We start from the raw sequence: 16,824 nt of genomic DNA on the forward strand, positions 1-16,824 counted from the left end.
CCAAGGAGGCACTCCCCGTGAAACCAGGCCACATCGACCAATTCTCGCATTTAAGTCCGTTCTCTTCGGTAAAAGATTTCAATGAATCCATGAAAAAGGCAAGAAAACAATATGAGCATCAGTTTACGAAAGGAGAACGAATTGCTCTATTAACGTTAATTCAATTCAGCGTAAAAAAGTATGGAGTTTGTAATGCAAGGGTGGCTAAACTCGTACAAGCCGCCCAGGCTAAAAACGGGAACATCTCTCGCTCGACGTTCGAACGAATGCTGCGCAAGGCAAAAGCTCTTGGGATCCTTAGTATCCACCACACGATCCGTCAAAAAGGAGGATATTCTCATAACGTCTATGTCTTCCACCGCTTTGACGAATCGCAAGACTCACAATTGACAAATCGACAACCTGTGACAAAACCAGCCACACCAAGTCCTCAAGTCCAAAAAAAAGCCCCCGAAGCTCCATCTTTTCAAACTAAAAAGCAAAAACCTATTAAAGAACTACGTCAGCCAACACTAGACTCACTCGATCACACATTCGTACCGCCGTATGTCCCAACCCCGTTTGTCAAAGTCACCAAACCGTTCTTCAACCGCGCCAAAGACATCTGTTCCCTATGGGACAAAGCATTGATCGCCTACCGCTCGATGAAATTCCACCAACCGGTCGACATGTTCCTTCTAACCATCATTCAAGCGTTTAAAGAGACGGTCTATAAATACAAACAAAGTTCTATTAGGACAACCTTTATTCAGTATTTTTACGGAACAGTAGCTGGGAAATTGGCGGTGGAAAAGAGAAGGTTAATGGCTGGGGATATGGCTTGGTGTGAGTGGTTAGTGCGGAATTAGGAGAAAGGAGCCTGCCCCCGATTTCTGCTTTGCGTGAAACATTTCTGTGAAACAAGATTTTTCGGGGTGTCACAGTGACGGAATCCTATTATCAAACCAAGAGCGGAAGGCTTCCTTCAACTTATAAGCTCTTCTCAATTCACCGGAGAGATTTAAATACCTTTCCAAATACCAGCTGTGACTGCTAGAATAAAGTGTACAGTTTTTGCTTGATAAGATGAAACGCTTATTTACCCAAATATACCAGCAAAAAATATCAACCTATCACTGTAAAATGATCATAGTTCATACTTACAGTGGAGGTTAGCGAAGGTGGATAAGTGGGAAATGTACATGGAGATAAAGCAATTATTAAAGCAAGGATTTAGTCAGACAAAGATAGCTGAAAAGTTAGGGGTTTCTCGAACAACTGTTTACAGGCACTTAAAGAGATCTCCATCGGAGATGGCGGAATGGGTTGATTCTCTTCAGTATAAAAAGAAAAAATTAGATCCATATAAAGAACTGATTTTATCTTGGTTGAGGATGCATCCGGATATGTCAGCAGCACAAGTTTATGATTGGCTTTTAGAGAAATATAAAGATCTAACTGTTGGAGAAAGTACAGTAAGAACATATGTAAAAGCATTAAGAGAAGAATACAAAATAAATAAGGAAACATCTCCTCGAATGTATGAGGCAATTCCTGATCCTCCAATGGGAGAACAAATGCAAGTAGATTTTGGTCATACGAGACAAAAAACTGTTGATAATAAGGAAGCCAAACTCAACTTTATAGCTTTTGTCTTATCACATTCTAGACAAAAGTATAAAGAGTGGTTGGATAGACCATTTACAACACGGGATGTTATACAAGCCCATGAGAACGCGTTTAAATGGTATGGAGGAATGACCAATGAGATCGTTTATGACCAAGATAGTTTAATTGTTGTTAGCGAAAATGGTGGAGATCTAATTTTAACTAAAGAATTTCAGCAGTATAGAGAATCCAGAGGAATAAACCTTCGGGTTTGTAGAAAAGCTGACCCTGAGAGTAAGGGAAGAATAGAAAATGTAGTTGGATTTATCAAACAAAACTATGCCAAACATAGAGTGTTTCATAACATCGACTCTTGGAATGAGCAAGGATGGGAATGGCTGAACAGAACGGGTAACTATAAAATACACAATACAACAAAAAAGAGACCATTAGAAGTGTTCCTCCTGGAAAAGCAACACTTAAAACCAGTCTCCCAAAATATAGATATTCAAAATAACTATGAGATAAGTATAGCAAGATGTGTTCATAAGGACAATACTATTCGTTACCAATCTAATCGGTACTCTCTTCCACTTGGAACTTATAACAAATATGAAAAAGTATGTATCAAGGAAACGGAGACTAAAGAATTAGTTATTTATATACCTGATACTGGCGAAATTATTGCAAAACATTCAATTCCCGAAGGGAAAGGGCTGTTAATAAAAGATAAAAAACATAGTAGGGATCGTACAAAAGGTGTTGGAGCATTCATTAATACAGTGGCTGAGAGATTTGAAGATAAAGAACTAGCCTTTAAATATTTAGAGAAGGTTAGGGAAAAAAATCCTCGTTACATTAAAGACCAGTTGCAAATCATCTTGCGCGAAACAAAAGGTATCGATAACGAAGTACTGACTAAAGCGTTAGCAGAGTGTTTAAAAAGGAAATTATACAGTGCAACTGATTTTGGCGATATCATTGCATATGTGAAACGTCAGCGCCAGGTACATGAAACAGTTATTGATAAAAAGAAAGAAGTTAAGACATTGAACAGGCTATCGGAATGGGTTTTAGAAACAGAAGCATACAAAAGAAAAGTAGATACTTACACGGTTTTAATGGAGGTTGAATAGCGATGAGCCAAATCCAACAATTACAAGACATAATGAAAGGGTTAAGGCTCGTTGAAACTGCCAAGCATCTCCCCCATTTGATCAGAGAAGCTGAGCAAAAAGACCTTTCATTTACTCAATTCCTGTTAGATGTCACTTCTTATGAGCAAACTCGAAGAGAAGAAAAGCAACTAAACAACCGATTAAAGTGGGCAACTTTTCCTTTCAGCAAAACACTTGAGGAGTTTAATTTAAAAGAACAAAAGTCTTTAAGCAACAAACAACTAAATAGATTAAAAGATTTAACTTGGATAGAACAGCTGTACAATTTGATTTTATTAGGGCCACCAGGTGTAGGTAAAACTCACCTGGCCGTAGGCCTAGGAATAGAGGCTATTAACCAAGGGTATAAAGCGATATTCACATCAATGGGAGATTTAATTCATAACCTGAAAACAGAAGAAATCACACGAAAGTCAAAAGCAAGAATGAAAAGAATTAGAGAGGCTGATTTAGTCATAATAGATGACTTAATGTTTATGGCAATGGATCAACAAGAAGCTAATATGTTCTTTCATTTAATTAACGACTTGTATAATCAGTCTTCCATTATCTTGACCTCTAATAAGGCACCAAAAGAATGGGGAGAATTATTGGGTGATCAAGCTATAACAACAGCAATTCTAGATAGGATTCTTCACCGAGTAGAAATCATTCATTTAAATGAAGATAGTTATCGTATGAAGCATCGTTCTACCATATTTGGGGAACAAAGTGTTTCAAAATAACGAGCAAAAATTGTTTCATTCTACTTGACGGTCACACCAGCGCTGTTTGTCTGTTAATTCTTCATTGCGTTTATTAAAAACATGCTTCATACGCTTGCACTTTTTTCGATCGTACTGATGAAAGTCTTTTTGAACTCTTCTTCGTACACGATCTAATGCCCAATAAATATAGCGACAGAAGTGGAAACGATCCGCAATAATCACAGGGCTACCAAGCGCTTTTTCAACAGCTGACTTAAATGCATAACTCATATCCATCACTACCATTTTTACATGGGTCCCTTTTTTTCTCAGGTAGGCTTTAACTGTTTTTACCGAACGATCTGGAAGGATGTACAGTGGCTCTCCTGTCTTTCCATTCGCTATGATGACCTGGTATTTCCCTTTGTTTGTGTCTCCCTTATACTCGTCAATCGCAATTACTTCTGGCAATTCCTCCACCTCCTTAAACATCGGAGTGGAGATCATATCAAATCGTCTGATTACGGTGGTTGGAGATGTACGAAACTGTCTAGCTGTATCTTTGAAGTTCTTACCCTGAATGACACGAAGACCCAAGGCCTGATTCCATTCCACAGTGTGTCGCTGATACCTTTCTACCACATTCGTCTTTTCAGGAAACCTCTTTCCACAGGAACACTTATAGCGTCTCTTTCTATAAAACAAGTATGTATTTCTTTCAAACATCTTCAAATGTTGGATCTTCTGAATTCTATAATCATGAACAACCTTCGTTTTCCCCTCACAAACGGGACAACGATGTGTTTTACGTTCCATCTCTACGTGGATATGAAACGAATCTTCCACTACTTCTGTTTTTGTTACTGTCAATTCTTCTAATCCAGGGAAATTCATGATAAAATGCATATGCACGCAACTCCTATCCTTTTTCTTGTTTCTCGACAATTCAAGTCTAAAGGATTTTGGAGTTTGCGTGTTTTTATATGCTCAATTTTTTAAAACCCCAACATATATTTTAGAGCCAAAAATACACACCTCCCAAAAGGTATTTTTTGATGGATTTTTTAAACAAAGAATAACGAATGAATGAAGTTATTGCAGATAAAAGCGAAGAAAAACATGAGGAAAATGGAGAAAGCTTTCAATTGAACTACTATGATTATAAAAAGTATGGAAAAGCACTGTCAACCAAAATACGAGGCTTCTCCATACCAATTCCGTTATCGTATCAAATAGATTTCGGCAAATTCAAGTACCCACTGTGCAGGTTCTCCGTGAAACATTCCGTGAAACAAGATTTTTCGGGGTGTCACAGTGACATTTCTCTAAAAAGATCGATCAAGTGGAAATGAACGAATTGGACGTTTCTTTCGTTCCAGATGATATTCCAACACCGTTCATCAAAGCCGTCAAACCATTTTTTAATCGTGTGACTGAAGTTTGTGGCCTATGGAATCGGGCACAGATCGCTTTTCGATCAGCCCACTTCACTAAAGACACAACGATCGAGACCTTGCTGCCAACCATTGTACACGCTTTTAAACAAACCGTTTACCGTTATAAGCAAAAGCGAATACAAACGAGTTTTATGCCTTATTTTTATGGTACCGTATCGAACTTACTTACTGTGGAGAAAAGAAAAATAGTTGCCGAGGAGACACAGTGGGGGCAGTGGTTGGATAGGTAATGTGTATTTTAGTTGTAGTATGGAATTGAGCAGGGTCTCTTTCTGCATCTCGCGTTAACCTTTATCTCTTGTAGATGACGTTTCTTGTACTTCCTTTGTTTTGCTACACTAAAGAAGCAATCGAACCGTCCCTTTCCCTTTGCGTGAAGCAATTCTGTGAAACAAGACTTTTCGGGGTGTCACTGTGACTGATTCTCCTCTTCATCCTTCAACTCCATTAAAATTTTTTCTAACTCTACAACTCTATCTTGCAAATTCTCATATTCTTCTCTTTCAATTAATTGTAAATCATTGATATGTACGTTGGTTTGGAATTCAACTACTTTATCACCTAAAGAATAGGCAAGTAATAAAAATACCACACTAGTAGCTGCGATCCCTGACCATAATATCCATTCTTTGATACCTTCTTTGGTTTTAAATACGGTTATTTTTAATATGAAAAATAAGAAGGCAATACTAGCAACTAATGAAGCATTGATGATAAGAATATGTGGTGTAAGAGGTCCAGTATTATTGGCAAGGAAATTAATATTAATCCCAATAATCGAGAAAGCAGCAACTAGAATGGATAACAATACGGTAATATTATTATAAAAACCTTTAACTTGGTCTACCGACTCATTCACCTTTATATCAATTTTTTCTGTTGATGTATCTACTTTTTCAGTAAGATCAACGGTTTTTGCTTCAACTTCACCTTGTTTTTCACTAATGTCATTTTGCTTGCTAATGATTTCTTTGTTCATTTCGTGCGATAAAAAGTCTCGTCCTTTTTGTGTAATCTTTGTCATTGAGTCATCTCTATTTAAGCAATTGACAATTGATCCATAGTAAAGTAGGGCATTAAAGTTTTCATAATGTATATGTATAAATGCATTTCTCTGTTCTTTTCTTTCATGAAAAGCCTGAAGGTTATTGTAGTAATTATCCATTGAAATTTCTCTTAAATAGGCAAAACGTGATTGATGAGAGTACTTCTTAAGTCTTAACTCTACCTCTCCAAATTTACTGTTTAGAAAATTATCGGGATTGAATAAATCAGGATATTTTTGCACTAAATATGCAAGATTATGGCCTAGCTTAGCAGTTAAGAACATGGTTTTATCAAGATTGACTTCGAAACTAGGGTATTTAGTGGCTTCTGGGAAAGAGAAATCAATAAACCCTAAAAGATAAAGTGCTTTTAAACATAACTTAAACGATCTTTTCTTTCCTTCTTCATCAAAAATTGGCTCTTTTTCTCTAACAAATTCGTATAGTTCTTCTGTTGCTTTCTCAGAGAAATCAATATCTGCTGAAACCATTAACTCATCTGGATCTTCGGCAACATAGTACCCTTTTAAAATTGACAAGATAAAATCCTTATCTTTTTTCTTTATTTTGGTAACCATTTCCTGGAAGAATTCTATATTTTTGTCATATGCATTAACTTCAAAACTAATATACTCTTTCAATTCATCTAATTCTTTTTGTTCTATTTGTTCATAAGTTAATCTTGACAATTCATTCATAATTGCCCCCTCTATCATTTCCTTATAATTAGCCCATTCCTATCATTATCAATGTGGTGTTATCGAGATACTTCACTATTATCATAACTGATTAAATTGGACTTAATCTATTCAATAGCTTATTAAATAATATTTAGGCTGGAATCTAAAAAGCACCGCTAAGCCATAATAGCTCAGCGGTTGTTAGTTGCTAGTTCATTACTCATAATGTATCAATCCCTATTAAACAAATCCCTAGTATAAACCTTCTCTCTAACATCACTCAATTCCGCATCCAGTCTGTTAGAAACAATAATATCAGAAATTTGCTTAAACTCTCCTAAATCCTGCACAACAGTAAATCCTTCAAACTGGTCTTCCTTCAACACTGGCTCATAAATCACAACATCAATACCTGCTTCTTTCACTCTTTGCATAATGCCTTGGATGGCAGAGGCTCTGAAGTTGTCAGAGTCGGTTTTCATTGTTAGGCGGTAGATACCGACAGTGTTTGGTTTAGCTGCAATGATTTGTGAGGCGATGTGGTCTTTTCGTGTGTCGTTTGCTTCTACGATGGCACCAATGATGATACTTGGGATGCCTTCGAAGTTGGCACGTAATTGCTTTGTGTCCTTCGGTAGGCAGTAACCACCGTAGCCGAAAGAAGGGTTATTATAATGCCCACCAATACGTGGGTCTAGTCCGACACCCTCAATAATATCTTTTGTATTTAAGCCATTTGTTTCTGTATACGTATCTAACTCATTAAAATAAGCGACACGCATCGCTAAGTATGTGTTAGAGAATAATTTCACGGCTTCCGCTTCGGTAGACTCCGTGAATAAAACTGAAATGTCTTCTTTCATAGCCCCTTGAGCTAAAAGGTCAGCAAACACTTTCGCACGTTCAGATTTTTCCCCAACGATAATACGTGAAGGATATAAGTTATCGTATAGCGCTTTTCCTTCGCGGAGGAACTCTGGTGAAAACATGATATTCTCTGTTTGGAATCTTTCTTTGATTTCTTTTGTATATCCAACTGGGATCGTTGATTTAATGACCATAACAGCATTTGGATTGATCGATAATACCGTATCAATTACATTCTCTACAGAGCTAGTATTAAAATAATTTGTCTCTGGATCATAGTCAGTAGGAGTAGCAATAATAGCAAACTCCGCTTCTTTAAATGCCTGCTCTGGATTTGTTGTTGCAACAAGATTTAAAGGTTTTGTTACTAAAAACTCATCAATCTCCTGATCTACAATTGGAGACTTCTTGTTATTAATCAAATCTACTTTTTCTTCAACAATATCAAGTGCGATGACTTCATTATGTTGAGCTAATAATACGGCATTTGATAATCCGACATAACCAGTACCAGCTACTGCAATTTTCATGTTTTGCCCTCCACTTAATTAGAAACTAATATCCACTATATTTTCACGTAAACCGTCACGTTCTAATGCAACGACAACCGCTTTTATAGAACCGAATTTATCTCCAACTTCGTAACGAACACCCTGGAAATCATATACTAGAACAGTTTGTTCCTCATTTAATTGATTAATAATCATCTACCAACGTGAAACATTCCGTGAAACAAGATTTTTCGGGATGTCACTGTGACAATTCTCTTCTTGCTCCTTAGTCCCAGTTTGTTCTTTTGCTACAAATATTAAGCTTTTCTTCATTGCTAAACTTAATTCAATCACATTATTAACTTTGTTATTTATTAACAATGCCGCTTTTACTTTTAGTTCATAATTAGGAAGATGAACGGTAAGAAAGTAAAATATATATGAAGCTATATATGCTAATGATAGCGAAGCATTGATATTACCAATTTGGGATGCACCTCTAAACCATTCAGGTATTGATACAAGAAATCCCTCTATTAATATTACAGTAATTATAGCTATCACAAGGCCCATATTTATATAAACATTAACAGAAAGAAATCTTGCAATTATTTTTTTCCAACTTGACCTTAACCCTTTCAAGGTTCTACCTCCTACCTACTCCTTATAGTGCTCCTAAATTTTTTCTGCAAAGTACGGTTATCTAGGTCTGTCCCTCACAGCGGTAATGCTTTACCCTAGTGGGGATTAGATCCCTGATTTCGTGAAACATTCCGTGAAACAAGATTTTTCGGGGTGTCACAGTGACGATTCCCAAAGGCTACACAAGTATGGGAGCCGATGTATCCAGCACCACCTGTAACAAGTATCTTCACCAAAAATACCCCCTTTTCTTATACAATTTGTCCTACTATAGACCGCACAAACTTTCGACAAATATCGGGTAGTCACAGTGACAGGTTCTCAAGCAATTATTTTGCCGAGTAACCATTAGGGTTATACCTATGCCAGTTCCAGGCATCCTTCATTATTATTTCTAAAGAATTAAATTGTGGTTTCCAACCTAATATATTTTGAGCCTTTTCTGAAGAAGCTATCAGAACAGCAGGATCTCCTACTCTTCTTTCTTTTAATATGGCCGGTATAGGATGCTCTGTTACTTCCCTTGCTACATCTATTACCTCTTTTACAGAATAACCGTTACCATTACCAAGGTTGAATATATTACTTGAAGAACCTTGTCTTAAATACTCTAATGATAAATAATGAGCCGAAGCTAAGTCCATTACATGAATATAATCTCTTATACAAGTACCATCTTCAGTTGGATAATCATCCCCAAAAATATAAATCTGTTCCCTTTTTCCAAGCGGTACTTCTAGGATAAGGGGTATTAGGTGGGTTTCCGGATCGTGGTCTTCACCAATATATCCACTTTGATGAGCTCCTGCAGCATTAAAGTATCTAAGAGAAACATATTTAATCCCATATCCTTGCTCAAACCACTTCATCATCTTTTCCATGGCTAGTTTTGTTTCACCATAAGTGTTTGTTGGATTGGTTTCGTCATTTTCCAATATTGGAATGTTCTTAGGCTCTCCATAAGTTGCAGCAGTAGATGAGAATACAATCTTATTTACACTATTTTCTTTAATTACATCTAAAAGACACATCATACCGTAAACATTGTTATGATAGTATTCATAAGGCTTGTCCATACTCTCCCCAACTAGGGAGTTGGCAGCAAAATGAATAACTGCTTCAATTTTATGACTTTTAAACACTTTATCCAATGCTTCTTTATCTCTTAAATCAATTTGATAAAAATGTTCGACATCGACAGAGTTTCTATGTCCACTTTGCAGATTATCAACTACTATAACCTCTTCATTTTGGTCAATAAAATGTCTTACTGTATGTGAGCCTATGTAACCTGCCCCACCAGTTATTAGAATTGACAAATTTATCTCACTTCCTTGTAACATCTAATAGTAAAATAAAAACCATTATTATCATAGAATAATGGCATAACTGAGTATATAAACAAACCTTTTAATTTATTTCCAGTATATCCGCAATCCTCTTACTAGCAAAACCATCACCATATGGATTACTTGCTTGACTCATCCTTTTGTACTCTTCTTCATTTTCAAGTAACAATTTAAAAGTTTGGTATATGGTCTCTTCTTCAGTACCAACTAACTTAAGTGTCCCAGCAGCTATCCCTTCAGGTCGTTCAGTTGTATCTCTCATAACTAGGACAGGTTTCCCCAAACTAGGTGCTTCTTCCTGAATTCCGCCACTATCTGTTAGTATTAAATATGACCTAGAAAGGAAATTATGGAAATCTAAAACTTCCAGAGGCTCGATAATTCTTACTCGCTCACAGTTTCCTAAAATCTCAATAGCAGCTTCTCTGACTACTGGATTCATATGGATCGGATAGACAGCCTTAATATCTGGTTGCTCATCTATTATCCTCTTTATGGCTCTAAACATATTTTTCATAGGCTCGCCAAGATTTTCTCTTCTATGTGCTGTAATCATAATAAGTCTACTATCAGCTGCCCAATCTAGATGTTCATGAAAATAGTCTTCTCTAACTGTTGTTTTTAAAGCGTCAATAGCTGTATTACCAGTAATATAAATCTTATCTGAATTTTTACCTTCATTAATTAAGTTGCTTTTTGACATCTCTGTTGGAGCAAAATGGTAATCTGCTACAATCCCAACCGCTTGACGATTAAATTCTTCTGGATAAGGTGAATAGATGTTATACGTTCGAAGGCCAGCTTCAACATGGCCAACCGGAATTTGCAAGTAAAAACAAGCTAAAGCTGTTACAAAAGTTGTCGAAGTATCGCCATGAACTAAAACAACGTCAGGCTTTACTTCTTCTAAAACATTTTTCATTTTTTCAAGTATATTAATGGTCACATCAAACAATGTTTGCTTCGCTTTCATAATTGAAAGGTCATAATCCGGAAAAACACTGAAGGCATTAAGGACTTGATCTAACATTTCCCTATGCTGACCTGTAACACAAACAACCGTTTCTAAATTATCACGAGATTTTAGTTCGTTTACTAAAGGGCACATTTTTATAGCCTCTGGTCGTGTTCCGAAAACAACCATTATTTTCCTCATATTACCTACCTACTTTACCTATTAATTATTAGTTAAAAAGAATGGAATATTTTTAATACATTTTTCTTACGGGATTAATATGAATTCAATGCTTTTCTTACTTATCATAACATTAGATTTTAGCACCTTTTAGGCGTAAAAAAACAATAGATACATACTTTTTTACTAAAACTAGTATAATTAAAAAGAAAATAATATCTATTATTAAGTTATTAAAGAAAATCGAAGCTCCCGCCATACATACCATAATAATTGTAGTAACAATATAGTAATTTAGTGTAAACTTAAACCATAATTTTCTTGAAATCAATGTTCGAACCCAAAAATATACAATAAAACTAAAACCAGTTGCTATTGATGCTCCAACTGCTCCATGGATTGGTACTAAATAATAGTTACCAATAAAATTAATGACAACTGCAATAAGTGAAGAAATTGTGTTATACCCAGTTTTTCTACTAAAAGAAATACCTTTCCCAGTAGTTTGGTTCATTATTTCGCTAATTGGCACTAATAAAAGAAAAGGAATTACGATAGCAGCTGATAAATAGGAAGGATCCAAAACAATTACAATATAATCTTTTAATAAGACTAGAAGACCAAAAATTATTAAAGAAAAAGATGTAACAATATGACTTATCATAATAAATTTATTATTACTAACTCCTTCCTCATACCAACGGTAAGCTGTAGGAGACCAGAAAGTTGAAAAAGAAGTATTTAGAATCGTTAATATCATAACAATTTTAAGAGCAACAGCATAAATGCCAATTTGAGAAAAATCTGCCCATACCCTTAAAGCAAATTGGTCTATAGCAGACAACCAATAAGTCATTAATAAGGCTGGAACCATTGGTAACCCAAAAAGCAATAAAGTTTTAATTAAATTTTTATCAAAATTAAACTCAGAAAACCAATACTTCCTATTTTTAACTGTAAGTATTAAGGCTATGAGTATAATAGATATAACTTGTGCTACAATAATACTTTTAAAACTAGCCTCTACAAAATTCAAGAAAAATAATAGCATAATTAAATTAATGACCTTTTCAATAACCAATGATCCAGAATAGAGCCAACCGTTTTCAAGTGAACGAATTAATATTAAATTAAAGCGTTGGATCACACTAAAAATCAATGCTATAGCAATAATTATTGAAACTATAAAATCACTCTCACCAAACAATATAAAAGATACAAATTCATAGTTATATAACAATAAAAATGATAACACTATTGAAATAATAATTGGTATTAGAAAACTATTTAAGAGCAGGTGACTCTTATTTTTTTTCCATATATTATATTCTCTAACAAAACCTCCATCAAGGCCTAAAATACTAATTAAAATACCCATGGCTAATACTACAGAAAACATGGATGCTTTCCCAAATTCCTCAGGAACAACAAACCAAGTAGTTACTGGTACTATTAAAAAGCCAATAAAGGCCGAAATGACAGGTCCAATACTAAACACAGAGAACCTACGGAGTAGAGTTTTAGCATCATCTTTCAATTTAATTCTCCTCATAACAAAACAAGTTTCTCATTTATGGCAATTCATATTTACCAACACACTAAAAGTCTTGTAGTATTTTTCAATTGTTTCTTCCATACTGTCAATGTTAGTTTTTAGTTCAAAATTAATAATTCGATCAATAATATATAGGCAAATATAATTTAATTTCATATCTATTTCAAAGAATTCATTTACACTATTAAATAGTTTTAAGAACTCATTATCATAATCACCTTTTAAAAATCTTTTTATATAATAATAATCTTCGTGATACATGGCTTCTACAAACATAATGTTAATAATGTCATGAAAAAATATATACTGATTTGAATCTTCCCAATCTATATAGTAAAAATCCCCTTTATATAATATATTATTAAAGTTTAAATCACCACTAAGTTTAATAGCTGGTATTTTATTCCCACTGAGTGTTGTAGGGTACTTCTTAAGCATATTTGCAAGTTTATTATTTTCAAAGTGAGAACAAAATTTACAAACTAACTTTTCTGTGTCAATAACACTATAATCACTTTTTTTAAATTCTTTAAAATACGATTCGTAATCGGAAAAGATTCTACTGATTGCTGTATCTCTGAGTTTATTATCCCAAGTTGAATAAGGCTGAAAGTCTAGTAATTGTTCAAATATAAGCTTATGTTTTTTATCACTTTTTTTATAAGGGGTTATAAAAAACTGAGAAAAATATTCTTGTTTTTTTTTCATCTCTAGAAAACTTTTTTCATCCTGGAAAACTGTTACAACTTCTTTTCTTGAGAAATTAAAAATTTTTATATTATTCTCCCTTGTAACCATTAATAAAGTTCCATCATATGCCCCTTTCTTATCCACTTTAAGAGAGAGAATACTATTTAAAGAAAATTGAACTGCTTTAAAGATCATATCTTTATAGCCTGTATTAGTACTAAAGCTTCTTGTGGTGTGGGTTGAGTTTTTATTAATAAACTCTTTTCCATTTCTCTCTTTTTTATTATATAGGAACATTTTCCCTTTTTTTTCACATTTATATATCCCTTGATCTAATAGATGACTGTATGATAGGAATAACTTTTTTGTTTCCTTTTTTTCATTGTTTATTTTGGATATATAGTATTTCATTTTTTTTGGAAGTTGAAGTAAGGGAATTAACTCATTTTTATTTTTCAACATAAAAGCTCCTATTCTAGCTAGTTGTAAATTTGAATATAATTTCATTAATTATTTTTACTTAAAAAATGACATTAAATACTAATCTCATTTTAATAATGATGAGTAAAAGTCTAAATATTCCTTTGCTACATTTATATGTGAGTGATGCTTTTTTATATACTCGTGGGAATTCTTACTAATACTCTTAAAAAATTCACTATCATTTTTTAATCTATTGATTTGATTAGCAATTGCCAAACAATCGTTTTCTTCTACAAGTAAACCATTAAATTCGTGTTTAATTAATTGTTTTAATCCACCTATATTACTTGCGATGGTTGGCAGTCCACACGCCATAGCCTCAATTGCAGAAATTGAAGTAGCTTCTTGTAGGCCATTAGCTGTTACTGAAGGCACTATGGAGATATCAGATGCTAAATATAATTTCCTTACATCCTCGCCACCTAATGAGCCTAACATTTTAACCTTATCTTTTAAATTATTTTTTAATATATAATCCTCAATATCCACTCTCTGAGGCCCGTCACCAGCTATTAGTAATATAGTATTTTCATCTTCTATATGTTTCATTGATTTCACAGCATTTATTACACCATTTTTTTCCACCAATCTTCTGGCACAACTAATAATAAATTTTCCTTCGGCAATTTTCAGTTGTTTTCTATACTCTATTTTCTTTTCAATAGGTTGTGGAGTATATAACTGTACATTAGTAAAATTCGTAATAGTTGTTACATCCTTAACTTTACATTTATTATTAAATTGGCTTTTGATTGTATCTTTTATATGGTGACAAATTCTATCATCTACTGCAATAACTCCATCAACTATTAGCAAAGAAGAAAGTTCTCTAGATAAATTTTTGTCATACACTTTTGTAGATAATGAATTCATTTCCTTGTCCAACGCTTCCTCAAGTCCGAAATAAGTATGCATGGTTAAAAAAGTTGGAATCTTTAATGTTTCAACTGTATTTCTTATTGCAGATGCAGCAAAAGCGTCTTGAACTGAAATAATATCTGGTTGATTTTTTTGGCAAAAATCGTAAACTTTTTTATTTAAAATTTTTGCCCAATAACGTCTATATTGTGATTGATATAAATCTCTATTAATAAGCTTGTACGGACTTAATAATAACTTTAATGCAAATTGTTTTTTTCTATCCAATGAACTCATTGAAATAATGTCTGATTTTACTTCATTAGCCCTAAATCCATCTATTAAATCCAAGATATGCGTAGACTTCCCCCCGATATGAGGAATAGTATCACTTGCCACAATTAATAATTTCATCAATTTACCTCCTGTTAATGATTTTTTATTTATCGGGAACAAATAAATAAAAAATAAAACTTTACCTCTATACTTTTTAGTATTAGATTAAAAAGATATAAACACTTATTTTTATGCTTTTATAGAAAGACTAGTTTAATAACATATAACAGAAATAAACAAAGACCCCAGCACTTTATTAAGGTGGAGTCTCTGATATATGGAAATATGCCTTTAAAAAATGAAATACAAATAAATTATATGTTTATGAGTAATAGTACTTTTAATTCTATTTCTTAAATTTTATAAAAATATATTTAGTTATATAAATTATCTACTATTAATATATTCCCTTATGTCTTTCTCTTGACTTTAACTTATTGATAGTATCTAAATAATAAATGGCTAAGGGGAAAATAGAGAATAACATAAGACCAGCAGCTGGATAAACAATAGGGTTAAATAAGGCATAAAATAGAAATCCAAATATAGAAATTAAATAATACTTTCTTATATCTTTACTTAACCTTCTCATTACATACCTAAAGAAAACTAAGTAGACTAATAGCTCAAAGGAAAAACCCACAATTCCAAACCTTGCTAAGTCATCAAAAAAATGTGAATGCATTCCTATGCCTGTATTTAATATATCAGGGCTAAGAAGATACCCTTTACCTAAAAAAGGATTTTCTAAAAATGTTGAAATACTTAATTTAATTCCATCTAAACGGGCAGATAGAGTACCCTCAAAGCTGAAATCTATAAGAACATTACTAATTAAATGTACTCGCTCAATAATAATATAATTATTAGTTGCCGAGACAATCCAATCTTTAACCCCATAAAGAATATTATTCTTGAATATTAAAAGCAAAGTACATACAGTTAAAAATGTTAAAAATTTAAATGATATATACGCTTTCTTTTTTCCACTGAATATTAAATATAAGCCTACCATGATTACAAGGGAAAGAGCGGCAATAAAAAATGTTGATTGAATTATCATAATAGTTACAATGATAATAAATACACCAAGGATCCATTTTACACCTTTATTTTCTATGAAACGTGTAAATACTATAGCACCATATACAGCTAAAATGAAGCTAAATATATATATATCAGTTATAACGTTTGTTCCTGATAAATCAACTAAACCATAACCTCCGGTTTGTTCTTTTGCTGCATACGGGTTTTCATATAATATAATTATATTACTTATTGCATTTATAAATAATATAAAAGAAGAAAATAAAACTATTTTTTTTATATTTGATATATTACCTATAATTAAATAGTGAGTAAAAATAAATATTGGCATATAATAAAGTATAATATAGTAATAATTACCTATTGAAAAATTGGGAAATTGAACAACAATGTAAAGTGAAACAATAATTAGCCACACTATTAAAATTGGGTGAATCAAGTCTTTAATATAAAGAGCAAAATCTTTTTTACTTATTGACATAAGTAGTTTACTTGCCCACCACCCTGTAATGCTTATTAATATTAATATATCATCTACATTTCGTTGTATATATGGAGTGAAAGCCCAAATAATTATTAAATATACAAAAAGCAAATTTATTTGTTCAAGTAACGTTGACTTTTGTTGATGGTAACCTATTAATTTACTCCCAGTCATTATATGTTAATCTCCTCTCACAATGCACCAACAAAAATTTTATATGGGGGTGAGAATAGTATTGAGTTAAAAAGAAAAG

General features: G+C 33.2%; 15 protein-coding genes and 1 pseudogene. 4 read left to right on the plus strand and 12 right to left on the minus strand.

What is annotated here, in order from left to right; genetic code table 11:
- The 3 genes from AC2VNP_RS05115 to istB form a co-directional block, all read left to right on the plus strand.
- On the plus strand, nucleotides 1-848 hold an 848-nt coding region (locus tag AC2VNP_RS05115), incomplete at its 5' end, for a hypothetical protein (protein ID WP_486916316.1).
- Nucleotides 849-1,160: 312 nt separating this feature from the next.
- Nucleotides 1,161-2,723 carry an IS21 family transposase gene (gene istA / locus AC2VNP_RS05120; RefSeq protein ID WP_486916317.1) on the plus strand — a complete coding sequence of 521 codons (1,563 nt, stop codon included), beginning with the start codon at nucleotides 1,161-1,163 and terminating at the stop codon, nucleotides 2,721-2,723.
- A 2-nt stretch (nucleotides 2,724-2,725) separates the two neighbouring features.
- Nucleotides 2,726-3,490: an IS21-like element helper ATPase IstB gene (gene istB / locus AC2VNP_RS05125; protein ID WP_025909801.1), complete on the plus strand. Its 765-nt coding sequence runs from the start codon at nucleotides 2,726-2,728 to the stop codon at nucleotides 3,488-3,490.
- Between the two features lie 36 nt (nucleotides 3,491-3,526).
- Here istB and AC2VNP_RS05130 read toward each other — a convergent pair.
- A pseudogene (locus AC2VNP_RS05130) lies at nucleotides 3,527-4,363 on the minus strand (ISL3 family transposase); the annotation flags it as partial.
- Between the two features lie 436 nt (nucleotides 4,364-4,799).
- Here AC2VNP_RS05130 and AC2VNP_RS05135 point away from each other — a divergent pair.
- Nucleotides 4,800-5,138 (plus strand): hypothetical protein, encoded by a 339-nt coding sequence (locus tag AC2VNP_RS05135; RefSeq protein ID WP_486916318.1) that lies wholly within the window; start codon nucleotides 4,800-4,802, stop codon nucleotides 5,136-5,138.
- 179 nt (nucleotides 5,139-5,317) lie between these two features.
- Here AC2VNP_RS05135 and AC2VNP_RS05140 read toward each other — a convergent pair whose 3' ends face one another.
- The 11 genes from AC2VNP_RS05140 to AC2VNP_RS05190 all read right to left on the minus strand — a co-directional run bounded on the left by AC2VNP_RS05140 (nucleotide 5,318) and on the right by AC2VNP_RS05190 (nucleotide 16,745).
- Nucleotides 5,318-6,652: a hypothetical protein gene (locus tag AC2VNP_RS05140; RefSeq protein WP_486916319.1), complete on the minus strand. Its 1,335-nt coding sequence runs from the start codon at nucleotides 6,650-6,652 to the stop codon at nucleotides 5,318-5,320.
- A gap of 212 nt (nucleotides 6,653-6,864) precedes the next feature.
- On the minus strand, nucleotides 6,865-8,031 hold the full coding sequence (locus AC2VNP_RS05145; RefSeq protein ID WP_486916320.1) for a nucleotide sugar dehydrogenase: 1,167 nt from the start codon (nucleotides 8,029-8,031) through the stop codon (nucleotides 6,865-6,867).
- An 18-nt stretch (nucleotides 8,032-8,049) separates the two neighbouring features.
- A complete protein-coding gene (locus tag AC2VNP_RS05150) occupies nucleotides 8,050-8,208 on the minus strand; it encodes a hypothetical protein (protein WP_486916321.1) in 159 nt (52 codons plus the stop codon).
- Nucleotides 8,209-8,634, minus strand: coding sequence for a hypothetical protein (locus tag AC2VNP_RS05155; RefSeq protein WP_486916322.1), 426 nt, complete (start codon nucleotides 8,632-8,634; stop codon nucleotides 8,209-8,211).
- Between the two features lie 95 nt (nucleotides 8,635-8,729).
- Nucleotides 8,730-8,867: an NAD-dependent epimerase/dehydratase family protein gene (locus tag AC2VNP_RS05160; protein WP_486916323.1), complete on the minus strand. Its 138-nt coding sequence runs from the start codon at nucleotides 8,865-8,867 to the stop codon at nucleotides 8,730-8,732.
- A gap of 96 nt (nucleotides 8,868-8,963) precedes the next feature.
- Nucleotides 8,964-9,953: a UDP-glucose 4-epimerase GalE gene (gene galE, locus AC2VNP_RS05165; protein ID WP_486916355.1), complete on the minus strand. Its 990-nt coding sequence runs from the start codon at nucleotides 9,951-9,953 to the stop codon at nucleotides 8,964-8,966.
- A 91-nt stretch (nucleotides 9,954-10,044) separates the two neighbouring features.
- Entirely contained in the window at nucleotides 10,045-11,139 is a 1,095-nt protein-coding gene (gene wecB, locus AC2VNP_RS05170; RefSeq protein WP_486916324.1) for a non-hydrolyzing UDP-N-acetylglucosamine 2-epimerase, read from the minus strand.
- 112 nt (nucleotides 11,140-11,251) lie between these two features.
- Nucleotides 11,252-12,655 (minus strand): oligosaccharide flippase family protein, encoded by a 1,404-nt coding sequence (locus AC2VNP_RS05175; RefSeq protein WP_486916325.1) that lies wholly within the window; start codon nucleotides 12,653-12,655, stop codon nucleotides 11,252-11,254.
- A gap of 30 nt (nucleotides 12,656-12,685) precedes the next feature.
- On the minus strand, nucleotides 12,686-13,825 hold the full coding sequence (locus tag AC2VNP_RS05180) for a hypothetical protein (protein ID WP_486916326.1): 1,140 nt from the start codon (nucleotides 13,823-13,825) through the stop codon (nucleotides 12,686-12,688).
- A gap of 84 nt (nucleotides 13,826-13,909) precedes the next feature.
- Entirely contained in the window at nucleotides 13,910-15,118 is a 1,209-nt protein-coding gene (locus AC2VNP_RS05185; protein WP_486916327.1) for a glycosyltransferase family 4 protein, read from the minus strand.
- A 319-nt stretch (nucleotides 15,119-15,437) separates the two neighbouring features.
- Nucleotides 15,438-16,745, minus strand: coding sequence for an O-antigen ligase family protein (locus tag AC2VNP_RS05190; protein ID WP_486916328.1), 1,308 nt, complete (start codon nucleotides 16,743-16,745; stop codon nucleotides 15,438-15,440).
- Nucleotides 16,746-16,824: the final 79 nt, after the last annotated feature.

This window comes from Alkalihalobacterium sp. TH-98 (assembly GCF_057473385.1).